Here is a 19,471-nt window from a genome sequence, read left to right on the forward strand (position 1 = left end):
TGTAGGAGAGAAAAGAAATGAGCAAGAAGCCCGTCGTCATCTACGGCGTCACCGGTTACACCGGCCGTCTCGTCGCCGAGTACCTGCGTGAATACCGCATGCCCTTCATCGCGGCGGGCCGCGACGCGAAGCGCATCAAGGAAGTGATCGAAAAGGTGCCCGGCATCGAGAATGCGGACTACGAAATCGCCGAAGTGGAACACACCACCGAGGCGCTGACCCAGCTGTTCAAGGGCAGCAAGGTCGTGCTCAACATGGTCGGCCCGTTCATGGAGTTCGGTCCCGAGGCGGTCGAGGCCAGTCTCGCGGCGGGCTGCCATTACACCGATACCAACGGCGAGCAGAACTGGATGATGCACGCCGAGGAAACCTGGGGCGCGAAGTTCGCCGAGAAGAACCTGCTGCTCGCCCCGGGCATCGCGCAGATGTACACGACGGGCGAGATCGCGGCGCAGCTCTGCCTGGAACATCCGGGTCTCGATACGCTCGACATCCTGGTGCTGTGGAAGGGCTTCCCGACCTACGCTTCGACGCAGACGATCTTCAGTATCCTGACCGCGAACTTCTACTACCTCGAAAGCAAGAAGTACGTGCAGTGGGCACCCACCGCGAAGTCCGAAGTGATGGTGCCGGGCCAGCACGAAACCGCGATGGCGCTGCCCTGGGGCGGCACCGCGCATCCGGTCTGGTTCAAGAACGATCCGCGCGTGAACAACTGCAAGGCTCAGGGCGGCGTGTTCGCGCGACCGGTGATGGAAGGCGTGGTGCAGATCACCGGCGTGATCGAAGAGAAGATCAAGAAGATGCCCAAGGCCGAGCAGAAGAAGGCGCTGTCCGACATGGCGGCGAGCCTGCAGGCCGGCATGCCGCCGCGCGAGAACCCGCGCGAGAACACTTCCGTCGATTCGGTGCACGCCAGTGGGCCGCTCGGTCGCGCGCACTGCGTGATCCACGGTACCTGCAACTACAAGCAGACCGGCCTGCTGCAGGCCTATGCGGCCTATCACCTCGTGCAGGCTCCGCCGAAGCGCTATGGCTTCGCCTCGGGCTGCCAGGCCTTCGGCCATCGCGAGCTGCTTGGCGTGCTGCAGAGCTTCGGCCTGGTCAGCGAGCCGGTGATGACCCTGAGCGGCAACCTTGCCAGGCGCTGACGGCGAGCGCTGGCTAGAGCCCACGCGGACGCTCATGGTCCACGAAGGCGAGCTGTTGTGGACGCCGCGTCCCGAGTACGCGGCGGCCTCGAACGTGGCGCAGTACATGGAATGGCTGCGCCGCGAGCGGGGACTGCGCTTCTCGGACTATCACGATCTGCAACGCTGGTCGGTCAGCGACATCGAAGCCTTCTGGTCCTCGATCTGGACCTACTTCGACGTGCAGTCGGACACGCCGTACACGAGCGTGATCGATCGCAAGCTCATGCCGGGCGCTCGCTGGTTCGAGGGCAGCCGCGTGAACTATGCCGAGCATCTGCTTCGGCATGAAGGCGATGGCACGAGGACGGTCTTCCATCATCTGTCGGAAACGCGCGAACTCGCGCAGATGAGCTGGGGTGAACTCGGTAACCAGGTTCGCGTGCTCGCGACGCAGCTGCGCGGCATGGGCATACAGCCGGGCGATCGCGTCGTCTCTTACATGCCCAACATTCCCGAAACCGCGATCGCGATGATGGCGACGGTCGCGATCGGCGCCGTGTGGTCGTCGGCGGCGCCGGAGTTCGGCGTCAAGACGGTGATCGAGCGGTTTTCGCAGATCGAGCCGAAGCTGTTGTTCGTCGCTGATGGTTATCGCTTCGGCGGCAAGGATTTTTCGCGCGAGCAGGAGGCGCAGGAGATCGTCAGCCGCCTGCCCACGCTCAAGCAGGTCGTCTGGCTGCCGTATCTGCACGCCGACGCCAAGCGCCCCGCGAAGGCGCGGCTCTGGAGCGAGCTGCTCGATCAGCCGGCGATTCCGCGCGACGCTTTCCGCTATGAGCGCGTGCCTTGCGATCATCCGATCTGGGTGGTTTTCAGCTCGGGTACCACGGGCCTGCCGAAGGCGATCGTGCATAGCCACGTCGGCGTGCTCGTCGAGCACCTCAAGCTCATGCATTTTCACATCAACCTCAAGCCCGAATCGGTCATGTTCTTCTACACGACCACGGGCTGGATGATGTGGAACCTCGTCATCGCGACCTTGCTGACCGGCAGTGCGAGCGTGCTCTACGACGGCAGCGCCACGCATCCATCGCCCGACCGGCTCTGGAGGCTCGCCGACGTCACGCGCTGCACGAGTTTCGGTGCGAGCCCGACGCTCGTGCAGATCATGGACAAGGAAGGCCTGCGGCCCGGACGCGAGCACGATCTGTCCGCGCTCGAAGGCATTCTCGTCGCCGGCTCGTCGGCGACGCCGGAAGTCTTCGAATGGCTTTATCGCCACGTGAAGCGCGATCTGTGGGTGACCTCGCAATCGGGTGGGACCGAGTTCTGCAGCGGAATCGTCGGCGCGACGCCGACGCTGCCGGTCTACGCGGGCGAAATCCAGGCGCGCATGCTCGGTATGGACGTGCAGGCCTGGAACGAGGAGGGCAGGCGCGTCGTCGACGAAGTCGGCGAACTGATGCTCGGCACGCCGTCGCCTTCGATGCCGCTGTACTTCTGGAACGATCGCAGCGGCGCGCGCTACATCGAAGCCTATTTCGAGGGGCATCGCCACGTCTGGCGGCACGGCGACTACATCAAGTTCAACGAGCGTGGCGGCTGCTACATCTACGGGCGCTCGGATTCCTCGCTCAATCGCTACGGCGTGCGCATCGGAACCGCGGAGATCTATCGCTGCGTCGAACAGCTGCCCGAGATCGTCGATAGCCTCATCGTCTGCCTCGAGCTCGCGGGTGGGCGCTTCTTCATGCCGATGTTCGTCGAACTGCGCACGGGCTGCGAACTCGACGAGCCCTTGCGCGAACGCATCGGCGAACTGCTGCGTCGCCAGTGCAGCCCGCGCCACGTACCCGACCAGATCTATCAGGTCGGCGGCGTGCCGTACACGCTGACCGGCAAGAAGATGGAGCTGCCGGTGCGCAAGATCCTCATGGGCACGCCGATCGACAAAGCCATGAGCCGCGACGCGATGATGAATCCGTCCACGCTCGACTGGTATCTCGATTTCACGCGCGAGAACCGCGAGATGCTGACGGGCTGAGCGTCAGCTCCCGCGGCTGCACGATCGGCGCTCAGAGGTGCCGGTAGACCTGCCGCTCGAATTCGTCGCACATGGCGCGGACCTTGGCATCCCAGAACGGCATGATCTGCGTCGCGATCACCACGGTGACGCCGGTCGTGCGATCGATCCAGTAGTAGACGTTCGGCAGACCGGCCCAGGCCAGGGTGCCCGGAGCGCGGCCTTCGGGCGTCGCCTGTACGTTGAGAACGAAGCCCAGGCCCCACTTGAGATCGACGCCGGGATGCAGATCGCAGTCGTTCGACAGCATCGGCATGGAGGTCTTGATCTGGTTGGGCACCGAAATGTCACCGATGTGGTTCATGCCCATCAGTTCGACCGTGGTCGCCGCGAGGATGCGGTTGCCGTCGAGCACGCCGCCGTTGAGGATCGCCCGGCAGAATCGCAGGTAATCCGGCACGCGTCCGGACAGCGCGTGGCCGCCCATGTCGACTTCCGCATCGGGCGGGATGCCGAACGGGATCGCGGTCAGCGAGCCATCCGGCAGGCGCGCATGCATGGCGGCCGCGCGCGAGAGCTGCTCCTCGTTGGCCTGGAACGTCACGTCACCCATGCCGAGCGGGTCGAAGATGTGTTTCGCGAAGTAGTCGCGCAGGCGCAGTCCGCTGGCCGCCTCGACCAGGCGGCCGGCCCAATCGACGCCGATCGAGTATTCCCAGGCGGTGCCCGGATCGCGGACCAGCGCGCGGTTCATCGTCGCGTGGGTGCCGCTGACGACATTCGGAGTGCCCGTGCTTTCCTGTTCGCGGATGACGCCGTCATTGAAGAATTCGTAGGCGAAGCCGCTCGTATGCGTGAGCAGATTGCGCAGCGTCACCGGCGATTTCGGTGCACGCAGGATCGGCGATCCATCGGCGTTCCAGCCCGTGCGCACCTGGATCTTGCCGATCTCGGGCAGCAATCTGGCGGCCGGTGCGTCGAGCTCGAGCTTGCCCTGCTCGACGAGTTGCATCGCCGCCGTCGTGGTGACCGCTTTGCTCAGCGAAGCGAACCAGATGAAAGTGTCCATGCTCATCGGCGTGCTGCCGCCGACCGCGCGCATGCCGCAGGCGCGCTCGTAGATCACTCCATTGCGATCGGCCACCGTGGCGATCACGCCAGGCAGGTCTGCGTTTTCGACGGTCGATTCCAGCAGCGCGTCGAGGGCATTGTTCAAGCTCATCGGTTCTCCTCTTTATTTTCGTGATGACAGCGGACTCTGAGCGCGGGTCTGCGCTCAGCTCACTTCGAAGCCTTCGTAATCCTTCTGCTTCACCTTGTCGCAGGCTTCGATGTAGGCAGGAAGGCCGCCGATATACGAGAGCAGGCGGAAGTGCTTGCCCTCGATGTTGCTGCCCGTGTACCAGGACCTGGTCTTCGCGACGAGCGTCTGGTTGGCGAGTTCGTCATGGTGGGCCAGCCAGCGTTGTTCGGCCTCGGCAGTCGGCTCGATCACCGCGCGATCGTTCCTGTGCAGGTAGTCGATGCACTCGGTGATCCACTGCACTTGATGCTGCAGGCAGGTCGGCGCGTTGCAGAATGCGGCGATCGGCGCATACGGTGCGCTGGTGGTGAACAGGTTCGGGAAGCCGTGGATCTGCAGGCCCATGGTGGTGCGCACTTCCTTCTTCCATTCGTCGCGCAGCGACACGCCATTGCGGCCGCGAAAATCGATCGCGAGAAATCCGCCGGTGCCGGCGTCGAAGCCCGTCGCCAGGATGATGATGTCGAGCTCGATTTCGCCAGCCGAGGTGCGGATGCCTTTCTCGGTGAAGCACTCGATGGGAGTTTCGCGCAGATCGACCAGATCGACGTTGGGGCGATTGAAGGTGGTGAAGTAGCCGTTCTCGAGCGGCACGCGGCGCGTGCCGAAGCCGTGGTCCTTCGGAACGAGCTTCTCGGCGACCTTGGGATCCTTGACGCGCTCGCGAATCTTCTCGCGTACGAATTCCGACACCTCGTGGCTCGCGGCCGGATCGAAAAAGATCTCCGCGAAGCCGGCCACCCACAGCCTCAACGTACCGTCGGCCCACAGGGTTTCGAGGATCTCGCGGCGCTCGTCGGGCGGGATCGAGAAGAACGGGCGCGTCTGGCCCGGAATGTCGAAGCCGATGAAGGTGGTCCAGACGGCTTTGCGCGTTTCCGGATACTTGGCGCGGATCGCGGCGCGATCGGCGTCGTCGTAGCGCGGGTTGATCATCGGCACGGCGTAGTTGGCGGTGCGCTGGAACACCGTGAGCTGCTTCACTTCGGGCGCGATGGTCTGCACGACCTGGATGCCGGTGGCGCCGGTGCCGATCACGCCGACACGCTTGCCCTTGAGGTCCACGCCTTCGCGTGGCCAGCGCGCGGTATGCACGAGCCGGCCCTTGAAGTTTTCCTGGCCCTTGAACATCGGCACCAGCGGTGCGCTCAAGGGACCCATCGCGGTGATGACGAACTGCGTGTTCAGCGTCTGGCCAGTGTCGGTCTTCACGTTCCAGCGACGAGTGCCGTCATCCCAGGCTGCGGAGACGACACGCGTGTTGAACGTGATGTCCTTGCGCAGATCGAAACGGTCGGCCACGTAGTTGAAGTAGCGCTCCGATTCCTGCTGGTCGGGGTAGCGCTGCTGCCAGTTCCATTCTTCGAGCAGCTCGTCGGAGAACCAGTACTGATAGACGTTCGATGGCGAATCCGTGCGCGCACCTGGATAGCTGTTCCAGTACCAGGTGCCGCCGACACCGGCGGCCGCATCGATGATGCGTGCGCGAAGGCCGAGCTTGCGCAGCGACCACAGTTGGTAGAGTCCAGCGAAACCGGCACCGATGATCACGGCATCGAGCGGCTGCTGATCGAGCGTGGAAACGTTGCTCATGAAGCTCTCCTCGCTATATTTCTAATGTTGCGAGAGTAATCACTTGCGCCGCATCGGACTTGCCATCGCGCGCAAGAGAGATAGCATGACGCGCAAGCCGTTTTTCATCTCCAGGTGGTCATGGCCGGTTCTCTGATCCCAAGCGTGATACTCGCCGGTGCCGCGGAACTGATTCGCGAACATCGCGGGCGTCCAGTGCAGATCGCGCGGCGCGTGGGCTTGCCCGCAGCGGCCTTGAGCGATCCCGACCTGCTGGTGCCGGGCACCGCCGTACTGCACTTCTTCGAAGCTGCGGCCGAAGCCTGCAGGCTTCGAACCTGGGGACTGTCGATGGCGCAGGGCGCGCGGCTGGCCACGGTGATCGGCCCGCTGTGGATCCTGCTGCGCAATGCCAGGACGGTCGGGCAGCTCTGCAGCGAACTCGCCGACAACTTCGATCTGTACACCAACGTCGCGATGGTCAGCGTCGAGCGAGTCAGCCAGGGCGCCCTGGTGAGTTGGACGACCACCACCGCCCAGCACGAAAGCGAGCTGCAGATGGCCGAGTTCGCGCTGAGCGTCATCGTCAGCGAAGTGCGCGGCCACATGCCCCGCGGCTGGATGCCCGCCGCGGCTTTGTTCCGGCATGCCAGGCCGGCGGGCTCGCTCGCCTTGCACAAGGCGGTGTTCGGCAACGATCTTCGATTCAACCAGGACCGCAACGCGCTGCTGCTCGACGAAGCGACGCTCGATACGCCGATCAAGTCGCGCAGCTCATCCGGCCGGGCTCTCGTCAGCCGCGTGATCCGCCTGGAGGAGGGCCTACGCGAAAAGCATGTCGCACGTGATGTGGAAGCCGTCGTGCGCGCGCTGATTCCGTATACGTCCTGCACGATCGGAGAAGTCAGCCGGGCGCTCGATCTGGCGTCGCGCACGCTGCAGCTGCGATTGAAGCAGGAGGGCACCAGCTTCACGCAGATCCACGATGCGGTGCGCGCCGATCTGGCGTCCAAGTACCTGCGCTACTCGGATCTCAACGCTGCGCAGATCGCCGAAATCCTCGGCTATGCCACTCCGACCTCGTTCAGCCGATCGTTCCGGCGCTGGAACGGCCAGAGCCTGCGCGAGCAGCGCCGCCAGGCTTCGGGGGCTTGATCGGCGCCGCTCTACGGCCCCCTCAGACCAGGCCCATCTTTCTCGCCGTGTTGATCGCCTGCAGGCGACTGCCCGCATCGAGCTTGGAGTAGATGTTCTTCAAGTGGAACTTCACCGTGTTCTCGGACACGAACAGGCGGTTCGCCATCTCCTTGTTCGAAGCTCCGCGCGCGAGGAACGAGAGGATGTTGCGTTCGCTGTCGGTCAGCGAGTCGGCGGCGACGAGCCTGCCGGGGAGCGGCGCGGGCGCGGCAAGTCCGCCGACGCGTCCGAGCAGCCGCGAGGCGAAGCGATGCAATGCGGCATCGGCCGCTGCGCTGTGGTTGGCCTGGTCTTGCAGCGAAGGATAGATCTCGCCGAGCAGCTCCTTGAGCCGGTCGCCTTCCTCGAGGAAGCAGCGAATGAAGCCGAGCGGCTCCGCGAGCTGCAGGGCACGGCGCAGCGAGCGCGACGCCGGCTTGCTGTTGCCGCGGCGCTGATAGGCCAGCGCTTCGAGCACCAGCAGCTTGATCAGACGGCGCATGCGCCGCTGGCGCTGCGCGGACGCGAGTTCATCCGCGAGCAGGCTCAGCGCCGCGTCGGCTTCGCCGCGATGGATCGACAGGCGAATGCGGCTGATGGTTTCATCCTCGCTGTCCTGCGAGAACAGGATAGTGCCTTCGGGCAGGCGGAAGCCCGGACTCTTGGCGATGCGGCTCGCGATGAGCTGCGCGCGATCGACTTCGCCGCGCAGCAGATAGCGGCGCACGCGCTCCCACTCGACGGCGTAGAGCAGGCGCGGCCAGCCGGCGAGATGCGCGATGCTCTCGGCTTCGTCGAGCAGCTCGCTGGCCTTGCTCGGGTTGCCGAGCGCCTCCTGCGCCCGCGCGATCGAACGATACGCGGTGATGACGAAATCGGGCAGCACGCCATCGCGAATGATGTCGTGATACTGCGTGAACAGCGCCACCACGGCCGCGAGATCGTCGGCGTCGTAGAGCGCCATCAGGTAGCAGGAAACCAGCGCGGCCGACGATACCGACTGGTCCGAGCTCTCGTGCTCGGCCAGGCCCGCGCGGAAGCGTTCCATCGCCTCGAGCAGCTCGCCCTGCACGAGCAGGTTCACGCCGATCACGCCTTGCGTGTAGCCACCGCTGAAGCGGGCCTGGCCTTTCTCGTTGTAGGCACGCGCGAGCACCAGCACTTCGCGCGCGGCTTCGTAATCGCCGGCCGCCGACGAGCAGAACGCGAGTACGTTGCAGGCGGCGCCGAGCTCGAAGGCATGGAAGGCATCCGGATCCTGCGCGCGCACCGGAATCTTGTGCACGCGGTCGAAGGCGCCCGGCACGTCGTCGACGACCAGAGCGAGCATGCTGCGCACGACCGCGCTGCGCGATTTGGTTTGCTCGTCGCTCGATTGCGCCTCGGCCGCATCGAGCAGATCGACGAGCGCTTGCAGCTTGCGACGCCGGCGCAGAAAGCCGAGCGCCCAGGCCACCTTGATGACGAGATCGGGATGCCGGCCGACTTCATCGAGCGGCAGGCGGTCGTACCAGCGCTCGACCGTGAACAGATGGCCTTCGGCGACCAGGCGCACGCTCCAGAGATTCATCACCGCGGTGGCGAACGCGAATTCGCCGGCTTCGACCGCGTGATGCATCGCCTCTTCGTGCAGGCCGTGCGCGTGATACCAGTGCGCCGCGCGCACGTGCAGCTCGCGCAGCTGCTGCGGATCGCTCTGGCGCAGCTGCTCCTGCAAAAAACCCGAGAACAGCGTGTGATAGCGGAACCAGCGCAGATCGGAATCGAGGTTGCGCAGGAACAGGCCGCTGCGCTCGAGGAACAGCAGGATCGATTGCGAATCCTGCCAGCCGAGCATGGCGTCGCAGAGCGGGGCCGAAAGCCGCGTCAGCAGCGAAGTGCGCAGCAAGAAGCTGCGCACGCGCGGGGTCTGCAGATCGAGCACGTTGTCGGCGAGGTATTCGGCGAGTTCGCGCGGACGAAAGGCGGACAGATCGCCGAGCGATTGGCGCAGCGCCGGATTCGCCAGGCTCAGGCGATACAGCTGCAAGGCCGCGGGCCAGCCCTCGGTCTGGCGATGGATGGCTTCGATCTCGTCGTCGCGTATCGCCAGATCGCGCGCATCGGCGAAGAACTGCGCCGCCTCCTGTTGCGTGAACTGCAGTTGCTCGGCGTGCAGCAGGCGCGCATGGCCGCGGACGAGCAGGCGCGAAAGCCCGAGTTCGGGCATCGCCCGCGAGCCGATGAATACCGTGATCGGCTCGGGCAGGCGCTCGATCAATTCACGGAAGAAGCCGAGGATCACCGGATTCGAGAGCGACTGGAATTCGTCGAAGAACAGCGCCACCGGCGCATCGAGCCGCAACAGCCGGGCGATGACCATTTCGGCGAGCCGGCGCCGCGCCTGATGGGCCGAACCCTGGGCATCGGTATAGGCCTCGACGGTGTTGCAGACCTGGCGCAGCAGCGCATCGAGATGATGCGTGAAGCGGCGCATGTCGTTGTCGGCTTCGTCGAAGCTGAGCCAGCCGGTGATGCGGCCCTGCGATTCGCAGCTCGACTTGGCCTGCTGCAGCAGCGTCGACTTGCCGTGTCCGGCCGGCGCGTGAAACACCACGGCCCGCAAGGCGGGCTCGACCAGAATCGGGGCGAGCACCTGCTGCCGTTGCACTGCTCCGCGATAGCTCGGCGGTGCAAACAGCTTGTGCGAATCGATCTGCGCCCAGGGTCTGCCCCCGTCGGGTCTGCTCGTCGTCATTCACTCCTCCTTCGCCGCACCCACTGCTCGATCGGCAATGGCTTTTTTGCTTGAGGCGTCGGCTTCGCACCAGCGGCGAAGCATCCATGCTCGGGCTCAAGCTTTTTGTATTCGGCCCGTTGAACGAGACCGGTTATCAAAGATACTTCAAAAAATGCGCAATGGCTCACGGATGCGGCGATTTCCTACACGCGCTTTTTGCATTGCAGCAAAACGAGTTCGCCGCTGCCCGGAATACCGGGCGGCGAATAGGTGATTTCCACGAAGCCCGGCGGCTCCGCGCACCGTAACGTAGCGGCATCCACGCGAGAGAAATGATGACTACGATTTTGCATCGCCTCGATGCGCTCGATACCCCGGCCCTGATCCTCGATCGCCAGCGGCTCGATGCCAATCTGCTGCGCATGCGCGAGCACGTCGCCAGGCTCGGTGTCTCGCTGCGGCCGCACATGAAGACGGCCAAGAGCGCCGAGGTGGCCCGGCGCGCGATTCCGCAGGGCGGTGGAATCACCGTGTCGACCTTGCGCGAGGCCGAGTATTTCTTCGGGCACGGCTACCGCGACCTGTTCTACGCGGTCGGTGCGAGTCCGCAGAAGCTCGAGCGCGCCGCCGCGCTGATGCGCCGTGGCGCGCGCCTGCTGCTTGCGGCCGATCAGCCCGAGGCAGCGCGCGCGATCGCCGAGCGCGGGGCGGCACTCGGGGTGGTCTTCGAGGTCATGATCGAGATCGATTGCGGCGATGGACGCTGCGGCATCGACGCGCAATCGGGTGCGCTGATCGAGGTCGCCGCCGAACTGCAGGGCGGCGCGACGCTGGCCGGCGTGTTCACGCATGGCGGCCATTCGTACACGGGCCGCTCGCCCGACGAACTCGCCGCGGTCGCCGAGCAGGAGCGCCACGCGGTGACGGTGGCGGCCTCGCGCCTGCGCGCGGCGGGCCATGGCTGCGCCATCGTCAGCATGGGCTCGACGCCTTCTGTCACCCACGCGCGCGATCTCTCCGGCGTCACCGAAGTGCGCGCCGGCATCTACATGTTCGGCGATGCCTTCCAGGCCGGCGTAGGCTCATGCTCGGTCGGCGACATCGCCGTGAGCGTGCTTGCGACGGTGATCGGGCAGTATCCGCAGCGTGGCGAACTGATCGTCGATGCCGGCGCGCTCGCGCTGAGCAAGGACATCAGCACGAGTCGCTTCGACGACGAGCGCAACGTCGGCTACGGGCTCGTGAGCGGCGATGAGGGGCTTTACGTGGCGCGTGTCTCGCAGGAGCACGGCGTGATCCGGCGGCGCGGCGGCGAGCTCGATTTTTCGCGGCATCCGATCGGCAGCCGGCTGCGCATCCAGCCGAATCACGCCTGCATCACCGCCGCGGCCTACGATCGCTATCACGTGGTCGATGGAGACTCGCCGATCGTCGAAGCCGAGTGGCCTCGCGTCAACGGCTGGTGAGTCTTCGGCAGTTCCAGACAAAGCAAAGCGAGGATCCCATGTCACGCACCATCTTCACGGCCGATGCGCCGAAGCCTGCCGGTCACTACAGCCAGGGCGTCGTCGAGAGCGGCTGGCTGTTCGTCTCGGGCCAGCTGCCGATTGATCCGGCGACCGGCCAGTTCGTTCCGGGAACGATCGAGGAGCAGACGCGCCGTGTGCTCGACAACCTGGCGGCCGTCGTCGTCGCCGCCGGCGGCAGCCTGCGCGACGTCGCCAAGGTGACGCTTTATTTCTCCGACATCGCCCATTGGCCGGCGATCAACGCGGTCTATGCCGAATTCTTCGGCGACCACAGACCCGCGCGTTCGGCCGTGCCGACGCAGAAGCTGCACTACGGTGCCGACATCGAAGCCGAGGCGATCGCGTTCGTGAAAGGCTGAGCCCTGAGCCTGGACGGCGTACCCTGCAGCGGACTTCGCATCGTCTTCGGGAGCACCGCATGAGCCGTCCGCCTTTTCCTCCATACGATCTTCACTCGGCCCGCATCAAGGCGCGCAAGGCCGAGGACGCCTGGAATACGCGCGATCCCGACGTGGTGGTCGGCGCGTACACCGTCGATTCGCGCTGGCGCAACCGCAGCGAGTTTCCACGCGGTCATGAGCAGATTCGGGCGTTTCTCGTGCGCAAGTGGCAGCGCGAGCTCGACACAGGGGCTGCAAGGCGGGGTGAACATGGCGTCTAGTTCCGATCCCGACATCGAGCTTGCTCCCGAGCAATGGGCGGCGCTGGATAGCCTGATGAGCCGCATCCTCGAAATGCCCGAGTCCGAGCGAGCGGCCTTCATTTCGTCGCAGGCACTGTCTGCCGCTGAACTGGCCGCTCTGAGCCAGTGGCTGTCGGCGCTCACCGACAGCCAAGATTTCCTCTCTGCTCGCAATGTCCCCACCTTGTCGGCAGGCGAGATCATCGGAGCCTGGAGGGTGATCGGACTCATCGGTCAAGGCGGTTCCGGCGAGGTCTATCGAGTCGAGAGGGCTGATGGTGCTTTCGAGTTGCAGGCGGCGCTCAAGTTGTTGGCCCGATCCGACGACAGCGAGGATGTGCGCCGGTTTTCCATCGAACGTCAACTACTCGCCAGACTCGAACACCCCGATATCGCACGACTGCTCGACGGCGGCACACATGTCGGCAGACCCTATGCGGTGTTGGAACTCGTCAATGGAGAACGATTCGACAAGGTCGCGATGCAATTGCCGCTGGCGAAGCGGCTAGCGCTTTTCCGGCGCGTCGTTTCTGCGGTGGCATATGCTCATCGACACCTCATCGTGCATCGCGATCTCAAGCCGGCCAATGTCCTGGTAACACGAGATGGCTCCCCGAAATTGCTGGACTTCGGTATTGCCAAGCCGATCGACAATGCCCGTTCCGAGGTGACGCTCGCGCTGCGATTCACCCCGGATTACTGCGCGCCCGAACAGCTCAAGGGCGAGCCGATCACCCCGGCGACCGACGTCTTTGCGCTGGGGGTCATGCTGTACGAATTACTTACTGGCGTTCGCTGCTGGCCGCTCGGCGGCAACAGCATTCAGCGAGCGCTCGATCGCCTGAACAGTGACGTTCCGCCACCGCCCTCCGGACGGCTGCCTAAAGCCGACCGCCGCATGGTCAGCGGTGCTTTGGATGCGATTGTCATGAAGGCCTTGCAGCCACAGCCATCGGATCGCTACGGCAATGCCGAGGCCTTGCTCGATGATCTGGAGCGCGCCGCTGATGGACGTCCGATCGCGGCACGAGGGGAAACCTCTCGACAGCTCGTCGGACGCCTGTTCCGGCGGCATCGTATTGCGGTGACTGCGGCCGGCACATTTGTCATAGCGCTGCTGATCGGGGCGGCAGCGCTGGCCTGGCAAATCCGGCAGACGTCCATCGAGCGGGATCTGGCGCGCCAGGAGGCGCTGCGCAGCGCAGCAGTCAAAGACTACCTCCTGACGCTTTTCCGCATCGCGGGAGAGTCGCAAGGCCAAGACACGCTGACGCCCCGGCTGCTGCTAAGCAAGGGCGCCGAGCGCCTGGAGAAATCTCTGGGCCAAAACGCGGAAGCGTCGGCCGATTCGCTGCTTGCCTTGGCCGAGCTGTACTTCAGGCTCAACGACTACACCGGAGCCGCACCGCTGTTCGAGCGTATTCTTGGACGTGCTCCCCACCTTGACGAGGCGGTTGCGACGCAGGCCCGCTTTAACTTGGCCCAGTGCTATCTGCGCATGAGTCGCTACGCCGAAGCGCGAACGATGCTTGACGATGCCCAGCAATATTGGGGGCGCGACACCACTCGATGGCGCAATCTGCTTCTGGAATCGCGTAGCACGCAAGCGCAACTGGAGCGCGCGGAAGGCGACATCGAGCGAAGTATTTCGACGCTCGAACGAGCGCTTGAGATGCGGCTTCAGATTTCGGGAGAAGTGCATACTGAATCGGCGACGCTGATGAATGATCTGGCTGTGGCGTACTTCCAGAGCAATCGGTTTGCGCAGGCGCGTTCTCTGTTCGAGCGGGCGATGTCCGCTTGGCGCGTGTTGCAGGCCGAAGAAAGTGTCGATGCACTCAACACGCTCAATAACTGGGCCGCATTGGAGACGCGCGAGAATAATCTGGATCAGGCCGAGCGCCTGTTTTCACAGGCGCTGGCGACGCGCCGGGCGCTGTTCGGACCGTCAGCGGCGCTGGCGGCCCTGCTGAACAATGTTGGCAAATTGCAGTTGCGACTCGATAGACCTGAGAAGGCCATCGCCCCGCTTCAAGAGGCGGCGCAACTGGCGGTTCAGTACGCGGGTGAAAACAGTCTGCTCTCGCTCTCCGCTCTGTGCGGCCTGGGCGAGGCCCAGGCCGCAGCCGGCGCCATGGCAGACGCGAGGTCGACGCTGGATGTGGCCGAGCAACGTATCGCCACGCATTTTTCACCGCCGCACCCTTTATCTGGCATCGTCCAGGTCGCACAGGCGCGACGGTTTCTCAAGGCGGGTGACCGACCCGCCGCCGTTACCCGGCTTCGACGTGCACAGGCCTTGCTTGAACAGGCAGGCCCGGCGGGCGCTGCGCATTTGGCGCAAGCCAATGCACTGTTGGAGTCTCTGCACTAGCCTCGATCACGCAGTTGTAGATAAAGCCAGCTGCGAGCTTTGGCCCAATCGCGCTGCACGGTCGCCACCCCGACGCCCAGCGCCTCGGCGGTCTCGGCTTCGGTATAGCCCGCAAAGTAGCGGCACTCCACCGTGCGTGCGAGTCGAGGATTAAAGCTCGATAGGCGGGCCAGCGCCTCGTCGATGGCGAGCAGGCGCTCGTCTGGCGCTTCGCTCGCGACATCAACGGCCAGTTCGAGTGGCAGCGGACGCTCGCCGTGATTCCGGCGCTCCGCCAATCGCGAGCGTGCGTCATCGACGATGACCTGCCGCATGGCAAGAGCCGCTGCGCGAAGAAAATGATGCCGATCGTTCCAGGATGCCGTGGCATGCAGCTTGAGGTAAGCCTCGTGGATCAGGGCAGTCGTTCGCAAGGTCTCGGCTTGCGAAGCGCCTCCCCGAACCCGGCGTGCCAGGTGCCGTAGTTCCCCATAGAAGAGCGGCACCAGCTGCGCAGCGGCAGCTCGCAGCTCCGAATCTGATGCGTCGGTGTTCTGTTCGGCTCCCATGATGGGATTTTGCCGTGAATTCCGTTTTGAGTCTGGTGTAGGGAGCGCAAAGCGGACGGCACGTCAAGAAAGGGAGTGGTCGATGTTCAAGAAGAAGCGGTGGCAGATGCTGGCGGCGGGGTTGATTGGGGCGGGAGCCGCGCAGGCTGGGGGGGTCGCAGAGCTGGCCTCAGGTGCGGCGGGGGAGCGCCAGCGCGTGACGGTCGAGTTCGACGGTGGGCGCCTGCGCATGGAGGCACTTGCTTCCGAGCAAGGGGCGGACGGCTATCTGATCTGGCGAGACGGCAAGGCTTATTCGGTTGCCCTTGTCGACGGGCAGCACGTGGTCATGGACATGAGCGGCTTGCTGCGCACCGCTGGCGCGATGGCGGCTCAGCCTGCGCCGGGCACCGATTTTTCGGAGCTGCACGAGTTCCTCGGCCTGGAAGCAGCGGGCGGGAGCGAGACGGTCGCCGGAGTGCGAGGCGGCCGTTATCGCCTGAGCTACCGCACCGCCAGTGGCAGTCGCCATTCCCAGGAGTTAGTGCTATCGGCATCCCCGACGGTGATCGAGTTGACCGACGGCCTGCTGGCCTTCGGAAACGCGATGCGAGCTGCCAGTGGGCAGCCAGATTCCGCAGGTAGCCGCTCGCTGGAAGCCGAGCTGCGACGCCGCGGGTTGGGTTTGCTGCGGTACGGAAGCGAATTCGCGCTGCTGAAGTTGTCCGAGCGCGTGCCGACGTCGGCGCGATTCGAGCTGCCGACGACGCCAATGCAGATGCTGGATTTCATGTCCGATGAAGACCATGGACAGGCATCGCCATTGTCGAGCGTGCTCGGAGGAAAGCTCGATCGTCAAAAAGGGCGCATCGAGGGGCGCGCCGAAGCCGAGGCCGACACGGCCACCGATCGAGCCGTAGACAAAGTGCTCGACAAGGCGCTCGGCAAGCTATTTGGCGGACGCTGACACAGGGAGATCACCATGATGCTGTCTTGCTTGGCCAAGTCTGTCTGGGCCCTGACATTGATAGGGCTGACCATGTCGAGCGGCGTGGCGCTCGCCGTGCCAGGCCCCGAACTGGCCGATTCACCTGAGCCCATTCTGCTCCCCTCTGAAAAACGCGCCGATCAAGTTGCGGCCGGCCAAGCGGCTGATGGCCGCGTGGTGATCGCGTTCACGATTGCAGAGCAGCTCTATCTCCAGCGCTTCGAGCGGGACGGAAGCCCGTCTGGTGAACTGGCGACCTTGTTGCCTGGCAACAACCAGCTGCTCTACAACCTGTCGCTGAGTGTCGGTGCAAACGGGCATTACGCGATCGCGGCTCAGGCCGGCCTGCAGCAATCAGCGAAAATCTTCGTGCTGCGATACAACGCTGATGGCACGCGTCTGCGCTCTGAGGGAGAGCCCGACGACGGGGCGATTCCCGGACAGGTGCGCGGAGGGGCTCCGGTGTGCGCACAGTCGGATTTCCGTGCCACCCACAGCCCCGCTGTCGCAGTGGACGGTCAGGGCAACCTGGCCTACAGCTACAGCCAGGCGACGTACTGCACTACCGGCCCAGGCAATTCGCTGCAACCGCATCGTACCGAGTTGTTCTACCGCTATGCGCCGGCTGGCGGTGTCGTCAGTGATGCGAGGCTGGCGTTCAATCAATCCCCCGTCGACAGCCGCGGCTTTCGCATCCTCGATCAGGTGTCGAGCGCCGTCGCACTGCACGAGAACGGTCATGTGCTGCTGAGCTGGAACGGGCACGCTCAGGCTAATGAGCTGCCACAGACGTATATACGGCCCGCGCGTCTGGCCGACTTTACGGCGGCCAGTACGCTCGTGCCAGCTCAGAACAGCTTCGACCGGGCTGCACCGCAATTAGGCCTTCGAGCCGAAGGCTACGTGTTGAGCTGGCGCGGACAGTACAACGATCCTGAAACGCTTCAGGTCGTCGACCGCTGCTACGCGCAGGTACGCGCACTCGACGGCTCCGCCAGATTCCAAGTCAAGACGCTCGTCGGCTGCGACTCCACACGCAGCCTGATCATCACGGACGATGTGACATTCGACGTCGTCAATCAATCGAGTTCTCAATGGACCGGCCGACGCTACGACGGCGATGGCGCCGAAGTCGGCAGCTATTCTGGTGGACTGCGCCCGAGCCGCTTCCTGGATCAGTTGCCACTCGCCTGGGCCCCGACGTTGGCGGCAGGAGACTACTTGGCGGTATACGAGGTCTACACAACCAGTGGCGATCGCGCCCTGCAGGCGCAACGCTATGGCGGCCCGCGAGGCAGCCTGGCACTCAATCTCGAACTGACTCCGGCCGAAACGCTCACCATCGACGATGGTCGCCTGATCACACTGTTCTGGAACTCGAACGCGGCCGCAGGGAGTTGCTTCGGTTTCGGTGAACTGGCCGGTGGCCTGCCCTCCACCGGGAATCGGCTGCTCGGTCGCTTCACGACTGCAGGGGAGCGTCTCTACGGGATCGCCTGTGGCCCCGAAACTCCCAAAGAGTCCGTCACGTTGCGCATCATCGATGATTCCCCACCGACCGTAGAGGCCAGTTGGTCGCCAACGACGATTGTGCTTGGAGAGCCGGCAACGCTGAGTTATCGCGCCAGTAATGCGGAACATTGCGAGTACACGCTCAGCGGCGAGTTCACCGAGAGTGGCAGCGCCAAGCTGCAGGACACTCGTCGCTTCACTTTCTCTACCGCTGGCGAGCAGACCTTTCAGTATGTGTGCACCGGCCCCGGCGGTGAAGCCACTGCCGTGGCGAAGCTGTCGGTCACGGCCCCTAAGCCGATCGTGCGAGCGCAATGGTCTGCGGAGCAGGTCGGCATTGGGGAGTTGGTGACGCTGAGCTACGTCTCAGAACATGCCGATCGCTGCCAATACAATCTGACCGGAGAGTACGCCAGCCAGGGCAGCGCCGAACTCCAGGCCGTCAATCCGTTTACGTTTTCTCGGCCGGGGGAGCAACGCTTCACCCTGACCTGTAGCGGGCCGGGCGGCGAAGCCAGCGCGACCGCCGCACTTAGGGTGACCGCGCCGGCGCCAACGGTACAGCTGCAATGGTCCCAATCTCAGGCAATGGTCGGTGAGGAGGTTCTCGTCTCTTACCAGGCAAGCGATGCGGAATATTGCATCACCTCGCTGTCGGGCGAATTCAATCTGAGTTCGCGTGGTGATCCACAGGGCGTCGCTGCCTTCACCTTTACTCGTCCAGGCACGCAGATCGCGACTGTGACCTGTCATGGCATCGGTGGCAGTGTTTCGGCCGAGGCTTCGCTTACCGTCGTGGCGCCAGTGCCCACCGTCAATGCGAGCTGGTCGAAATACACGGTCCTCGTGGGCGAGCCAGTGTTGTTTTCCCATCAGTCAACACATGCCGACCGTTGCCAGTACACGGCGACGGGGGAATTTGCTGGCAGCGGCGGGCTCGAAAAGCAAGGCTCGCAATCTTTCACTTTTAGTCGAGTCGGGAGCCAGGTGATCACGGTGGTGTGCACTGGTCCAGGAGGAGCCGCCACCGCTTCGGCGGCCCTGGCGGTGACTGCCATGGAGCCCACGGTGCAGGCCCAATGGACGCCGAGTCGAATTCTCGCTGGGGAATCGTCGCAGATCGAGTTCAGCAGCGAATATGCCGATACTTGTGAGTACACGCTCACGGGCGAGCACGCGAACAATGGCCCGCTCGACGCTTCGGCAGGCTCGGGCCGCTTCGTCTTTCGTCTACCCGGCACCGTGGCGTTTACCTACACGTGCAATGGCGCCGGGGGCAGCGCAACCACCGTGGCTCAGTTGATCGTCGAGCCAGGCATCGAGCCCCCGACTGATCCAGTGACCCGCGATGCGAGAATCACACTCACGGATGGGCGCTTTGCTGATTTACGGAGTTCCGCAGGACGCTTGCAGAACCCCCGAACAGTTAGCAAACCCACCGGTCTCCCCAGTGGTTTTGCGTTCCCGACCGATTTCATCGCCTTCGAGATTGCCGAGATCAGCCCGGGTTCGACGGTCACTATGACGATGACACTACCGGCCGGCGTCGTGCCGACGGCCTATATCAAATGCGCCGAGAGTTGCGCAGTCTTCAGCGGGGCGCAGATCGTCGGAAACGTGGTTCGACTGACGCTCACCGATGGTGGAGCAGGCGACGCAGATGGGGTTGCCAACGGGGTGATTGTCGATCCTGGTGCGCCGGCTATCGCAGACACCGGTCCTGCAAAGCCAGAGCGCTCCGGCGGTGGCAGCATTGACGGGTTGTTGCTCATGGGGCTCGTCGCGCCTTACTGGCTAAGACGCCTGAAGCGTCGACTGCATTGAGCCCGGAGTGATCGGTCGGGCGCCATGCTGCCTACGAACCCCAGCAGCGACCGGGGGCGCCGGTAGCATCGCCCCGGCAGATGGCAGGTACGTAAAGCTGCTACACCCA

Annotated in this window: 12 protein-coding genes and 1 pseudogene; 9 read left to right on the forward strand and 4 right to left on the reverse strand. The window is 64.3% G+C overall.

What is annotated here, in order from left to right:
• Window positions 1-17 precede the first annotated feature (17 nt).
• Together AC3WUM_RS03710 and AC3WUM_RS03715 are read left to right on the forward strand one after the other, a co-directional pair.
• Complete coding sequence (locus AC3WUM_RS03710) at window positions 18-1,151, forward strand: DUF5938 domain-containing protein (protein WP_492408774.1); 1,134 nt, start codon at window positions 18-20, stop codon at window positions 1,149-1,151.
• A 34-nt stretch (window positions 1,152-1,185) separates the two neighbouring features.
• Window positions 1,186-3,177, forward strand: coding sequence for an acetoacetate--CoA ligase (locus AC3WUM_RS03715; protein WP_492408951.1), 1,992 nt, complete (start codon window positions 1,186-1,188; stop codon window positions 3,175-3,177).
• 31 nt (window positions 3,178-3,208) lie between these two features.
• Here the strand turns inward: AC3WUM_RS03715 and AC3WUM_RS03720 are convergent, their stop codons facing one another.
• Entirely contained in the window at window positions 3,209-4,378 is a 1,170-nt protein-coding gene (locus tag AC3WUM_RS03720) for a serine hydrolase domain-containing protein (protein WP_492408775.1), read from the reverse strand.
• 54 nt (window positions 4,379-4,432) lie between these two features.
• The gene (locus AC3WUM_RS03725; RefSeq protein WP_492408776.1) at window positions 4,433-6,052 is read right to left on the reverse strand and encodes a flavin-containing monooxygenase; all 1,620 of its coding nucleotides are present in this window, start codon (window positions 6,050-6,052) and stop codon (window positions 4,433-4,435) included.
• Between the two features lie 120 nt (window positions 6,053-6,172).
• Here AC3WUM_RS03725 and AC3WUM_RS03730 point away from each other — a divergent pair, with 120 nt between their 5' ends.
• Window positions 6,173-7,186 (forward strand): AraC family transcriptional regulator, encoded by a 1,014-nt coding sequence (locus AC3WUM_RS03730; protein WP_492408777.1) that lies wholly within the window; start codon window positions 6,173-6,175, stop codon window positions 7,184-7,186.
• Between the two features lie 22 nt (window positions 7,187-7,208).
• Here the strand turns inward: AC3WUM_RS03730 and AC3WUM_RS03735 are convergent, their stop codons facing one another.
• Window positions 7,209-9,944 (reverse strand): winged helix-turn-helix domain-containing protein, encoded by a 2,736-nt coding sequence (locus AC3WUM_RS03735; RefSeq protein WP_492408778.1) that lies wholly within the window; start codon window positions 9,942-9,944, stop codon window positions 7,209-7,211.
• A 317-nt stretch (window positions 9,945-10,261) separates the two neighbouring features.
• Here AC3WUM_RS03735 and AC3WUM_RS03740 point away from each other — a divergent pair, with 317 nt between their 5' ends.
• The 4 genes and pseudogenes from AC3WUM_RS03740 to AC3WUM_RS03755 all read left to right on the forward strand — a co-directional run bounded on the left by AC3WUM_RS03740 (window position 10,262) and on the right by AC3WUM_RS03755 (window position 14,511).
• Window positions 10,262-11,392, forward strand: coding sequence for an alanine racemase (locus tag AC3WUM_RS03740; protein ID WP_492408779.1), 1,131 nt, complete (start codon window positions 10,262-10,264; stop codon window positions 11,390-11,392).
• A 38-nt stretch (window positions 11,393-11,430) separates the two neighbouring features.
• A complete protein-coding gene (locus AC3WUM_RS03745; protein ID WP_492408780.1) occupies window positions 11,431-11,814 on the forward strand; it encodes a RidA family protein in 384 nt (127 codons plus the stop codon).
• 59 nt (window positions 11,815-11,873) lie between these two features.
• A pseudogene (locus AC3WUM_RS03750) lies at window positions 11,874-12,080 on the forward strand (DUF1348 family protein); the annotation flags it as partial.
• Between the two features lie 25 nt (window positions 12,081-12,105).
• Window positions 12,106-14,511 (forward strand): protein kinase domain-containing protein, encoded by a 2,406-nt coding sequence (locus AC3WUM_RS03755; RefSeq protein WP_492408781.1) that lies wholly within the window; start codon window positions 12,106-12,108, stop codon window positions 14,509-14,511.
• Here AC3WUM_RS03755 and AC3WUM_RS03760 read toward each other — a convergent pair.
• Window positions 14,508-15,059 carry an ECF-type sigma factor gene (locus AC3WUM_RS03760; RefSeq protein WP_492408782.1) on the reverse strand — a complete coding sequence of 184 codons (552 nt, stop codon included), beginning with the start codon at window positions 15,057-15,059 and terminating at the stop codon, window positions 14,508-14,510. The two genes, AC3WUM_RS03755 and AC3WUM_RS03760, sit on opposite strands and share 4 nt — an antisense overlap.
• A gap of 82 nt (window positions 15,060-15,141) precedes the next feature.
• Between AC3WUM_RS03760 and AC3WUM_RS03765 the strand changes: the two genes are divergently transcribed.
• Window positions 15,142-16,005, forward strand: coding sequence for a hypothetical protein (locus AC3WUM_RS03765; RefSeq protein WP_492408783.1), 864 nt, complete (start codon window positions 15,142-15,144; stop codon window positions 16,003-16,005).
• A gap of 15 nt (window positions 16,006-16,020) precedes the next feature.
• Window positions 16,021-19,362 carry a choice-of-anchor U domain-containing protein gene (locus AC3WUM_RS03770; RefSeq protein WP_492408784.1) on the forward strand — a complete coding sequence of 1,114 codons (3,342 nt, stop codon included), beginning with the start codon at window positions 16,021-16,023 and terminating at the stop codon, window positions 19,360-19,362.
• Window positions 19,363-19,471 lie beyond the last annotated feature (109 nt).

This window comes from Hydrocarboniphaga sp. FW305-C-57, from assembly GCF_058783045.1.

Bases quoted from the DNA above. Each gene is read 5' to 3' on its own strand.
- AC3WUM_RS03710 (WP_492408774.1), top strand. From the start codon at position 18: ATGAGCAAGAAGCCCGTCGTCATCTACGGCGTCACCGGTTACACCGGC.
- AC3WUM_RS03715 (WP_492408951.1), top strand. From the start codon at position 1,186: ATGGTCCACGAAGGCGAGCTGTTGTGGACGCCGCGTCCCGAGTACGCG.
- AC3WUM_RS03720 (WP_492408775.1), bottom strand. From the start codon at position 4,378: ATGAGCTTGAACAATGCCCTCGACGCGCTGCTGGAATCGACCGTCGAA.
- AC3WUM_RS03725 (WP_492408776.1), bottom strand. From the start codon at position 6,052: ATGAGCAACGTTTCCACGCTCGATCAGCAGCCGCTCGATGCCGTGATC.
- AC3WUM_RS03730 (WP_492408777.1), top strand. From the start codon at position 6,173: ATGGCCGGTTCTCTGATCCCAAGCGTGATACTCGCCGGTGCCGCGGAA.
- AC3WUM_RS03735 (WP_492408778.1), bottom strand. From the start codon at position 9,944: ATGACGACGAGCAGACCCGACGGGGGCAGACCCTGGGCGCAGATCGAT.
- AC3WUM_RS03740 (WP_492408779.1), top strand. From the start codon at position 10,262: ATGACTACGATTTTGCATCGCCTCGATGCGCTCGATACCCCGGCCCTG.
- AC3WUM_RS03745 (WP_492408780.1), top strand. From the start codon at position 11,431: ATGTCACGCACCATCTTCACGGCCGATGCGCCGAAGCCTGCCGGTCAC.
- AC3WUM_RS03755 (WP_492408781.1), top strand. From the start codon at position 12,106: ATGGCGTCTAGTTCCGATCCCGACATCGAGCTTGCTCCCGAGCAATGG.
- AC3WUM_RS03760 (WP_492408782.1), bottom strand. From the start codon at position 15,059: ATGGGAGCCGAACAGAACACCGACGCATCAGATTCGGAGCTGCGAGCT.
- AC3WUM_RS03765 (WP_492408783.1), top strand. From the start codon at position 15,142: ATGTTCAAGAAGAAGCGGTGGCAGATGCTGGCGGCGGGGTTGATTGGG.
- AC3WUM_RS03770 (WP_492408784.1), top strand. From the start codon at position 16,021: ATGATGCTGTCTTGCTTGGCCAAGTCTGTCTGGGCCCTGACATTGATA.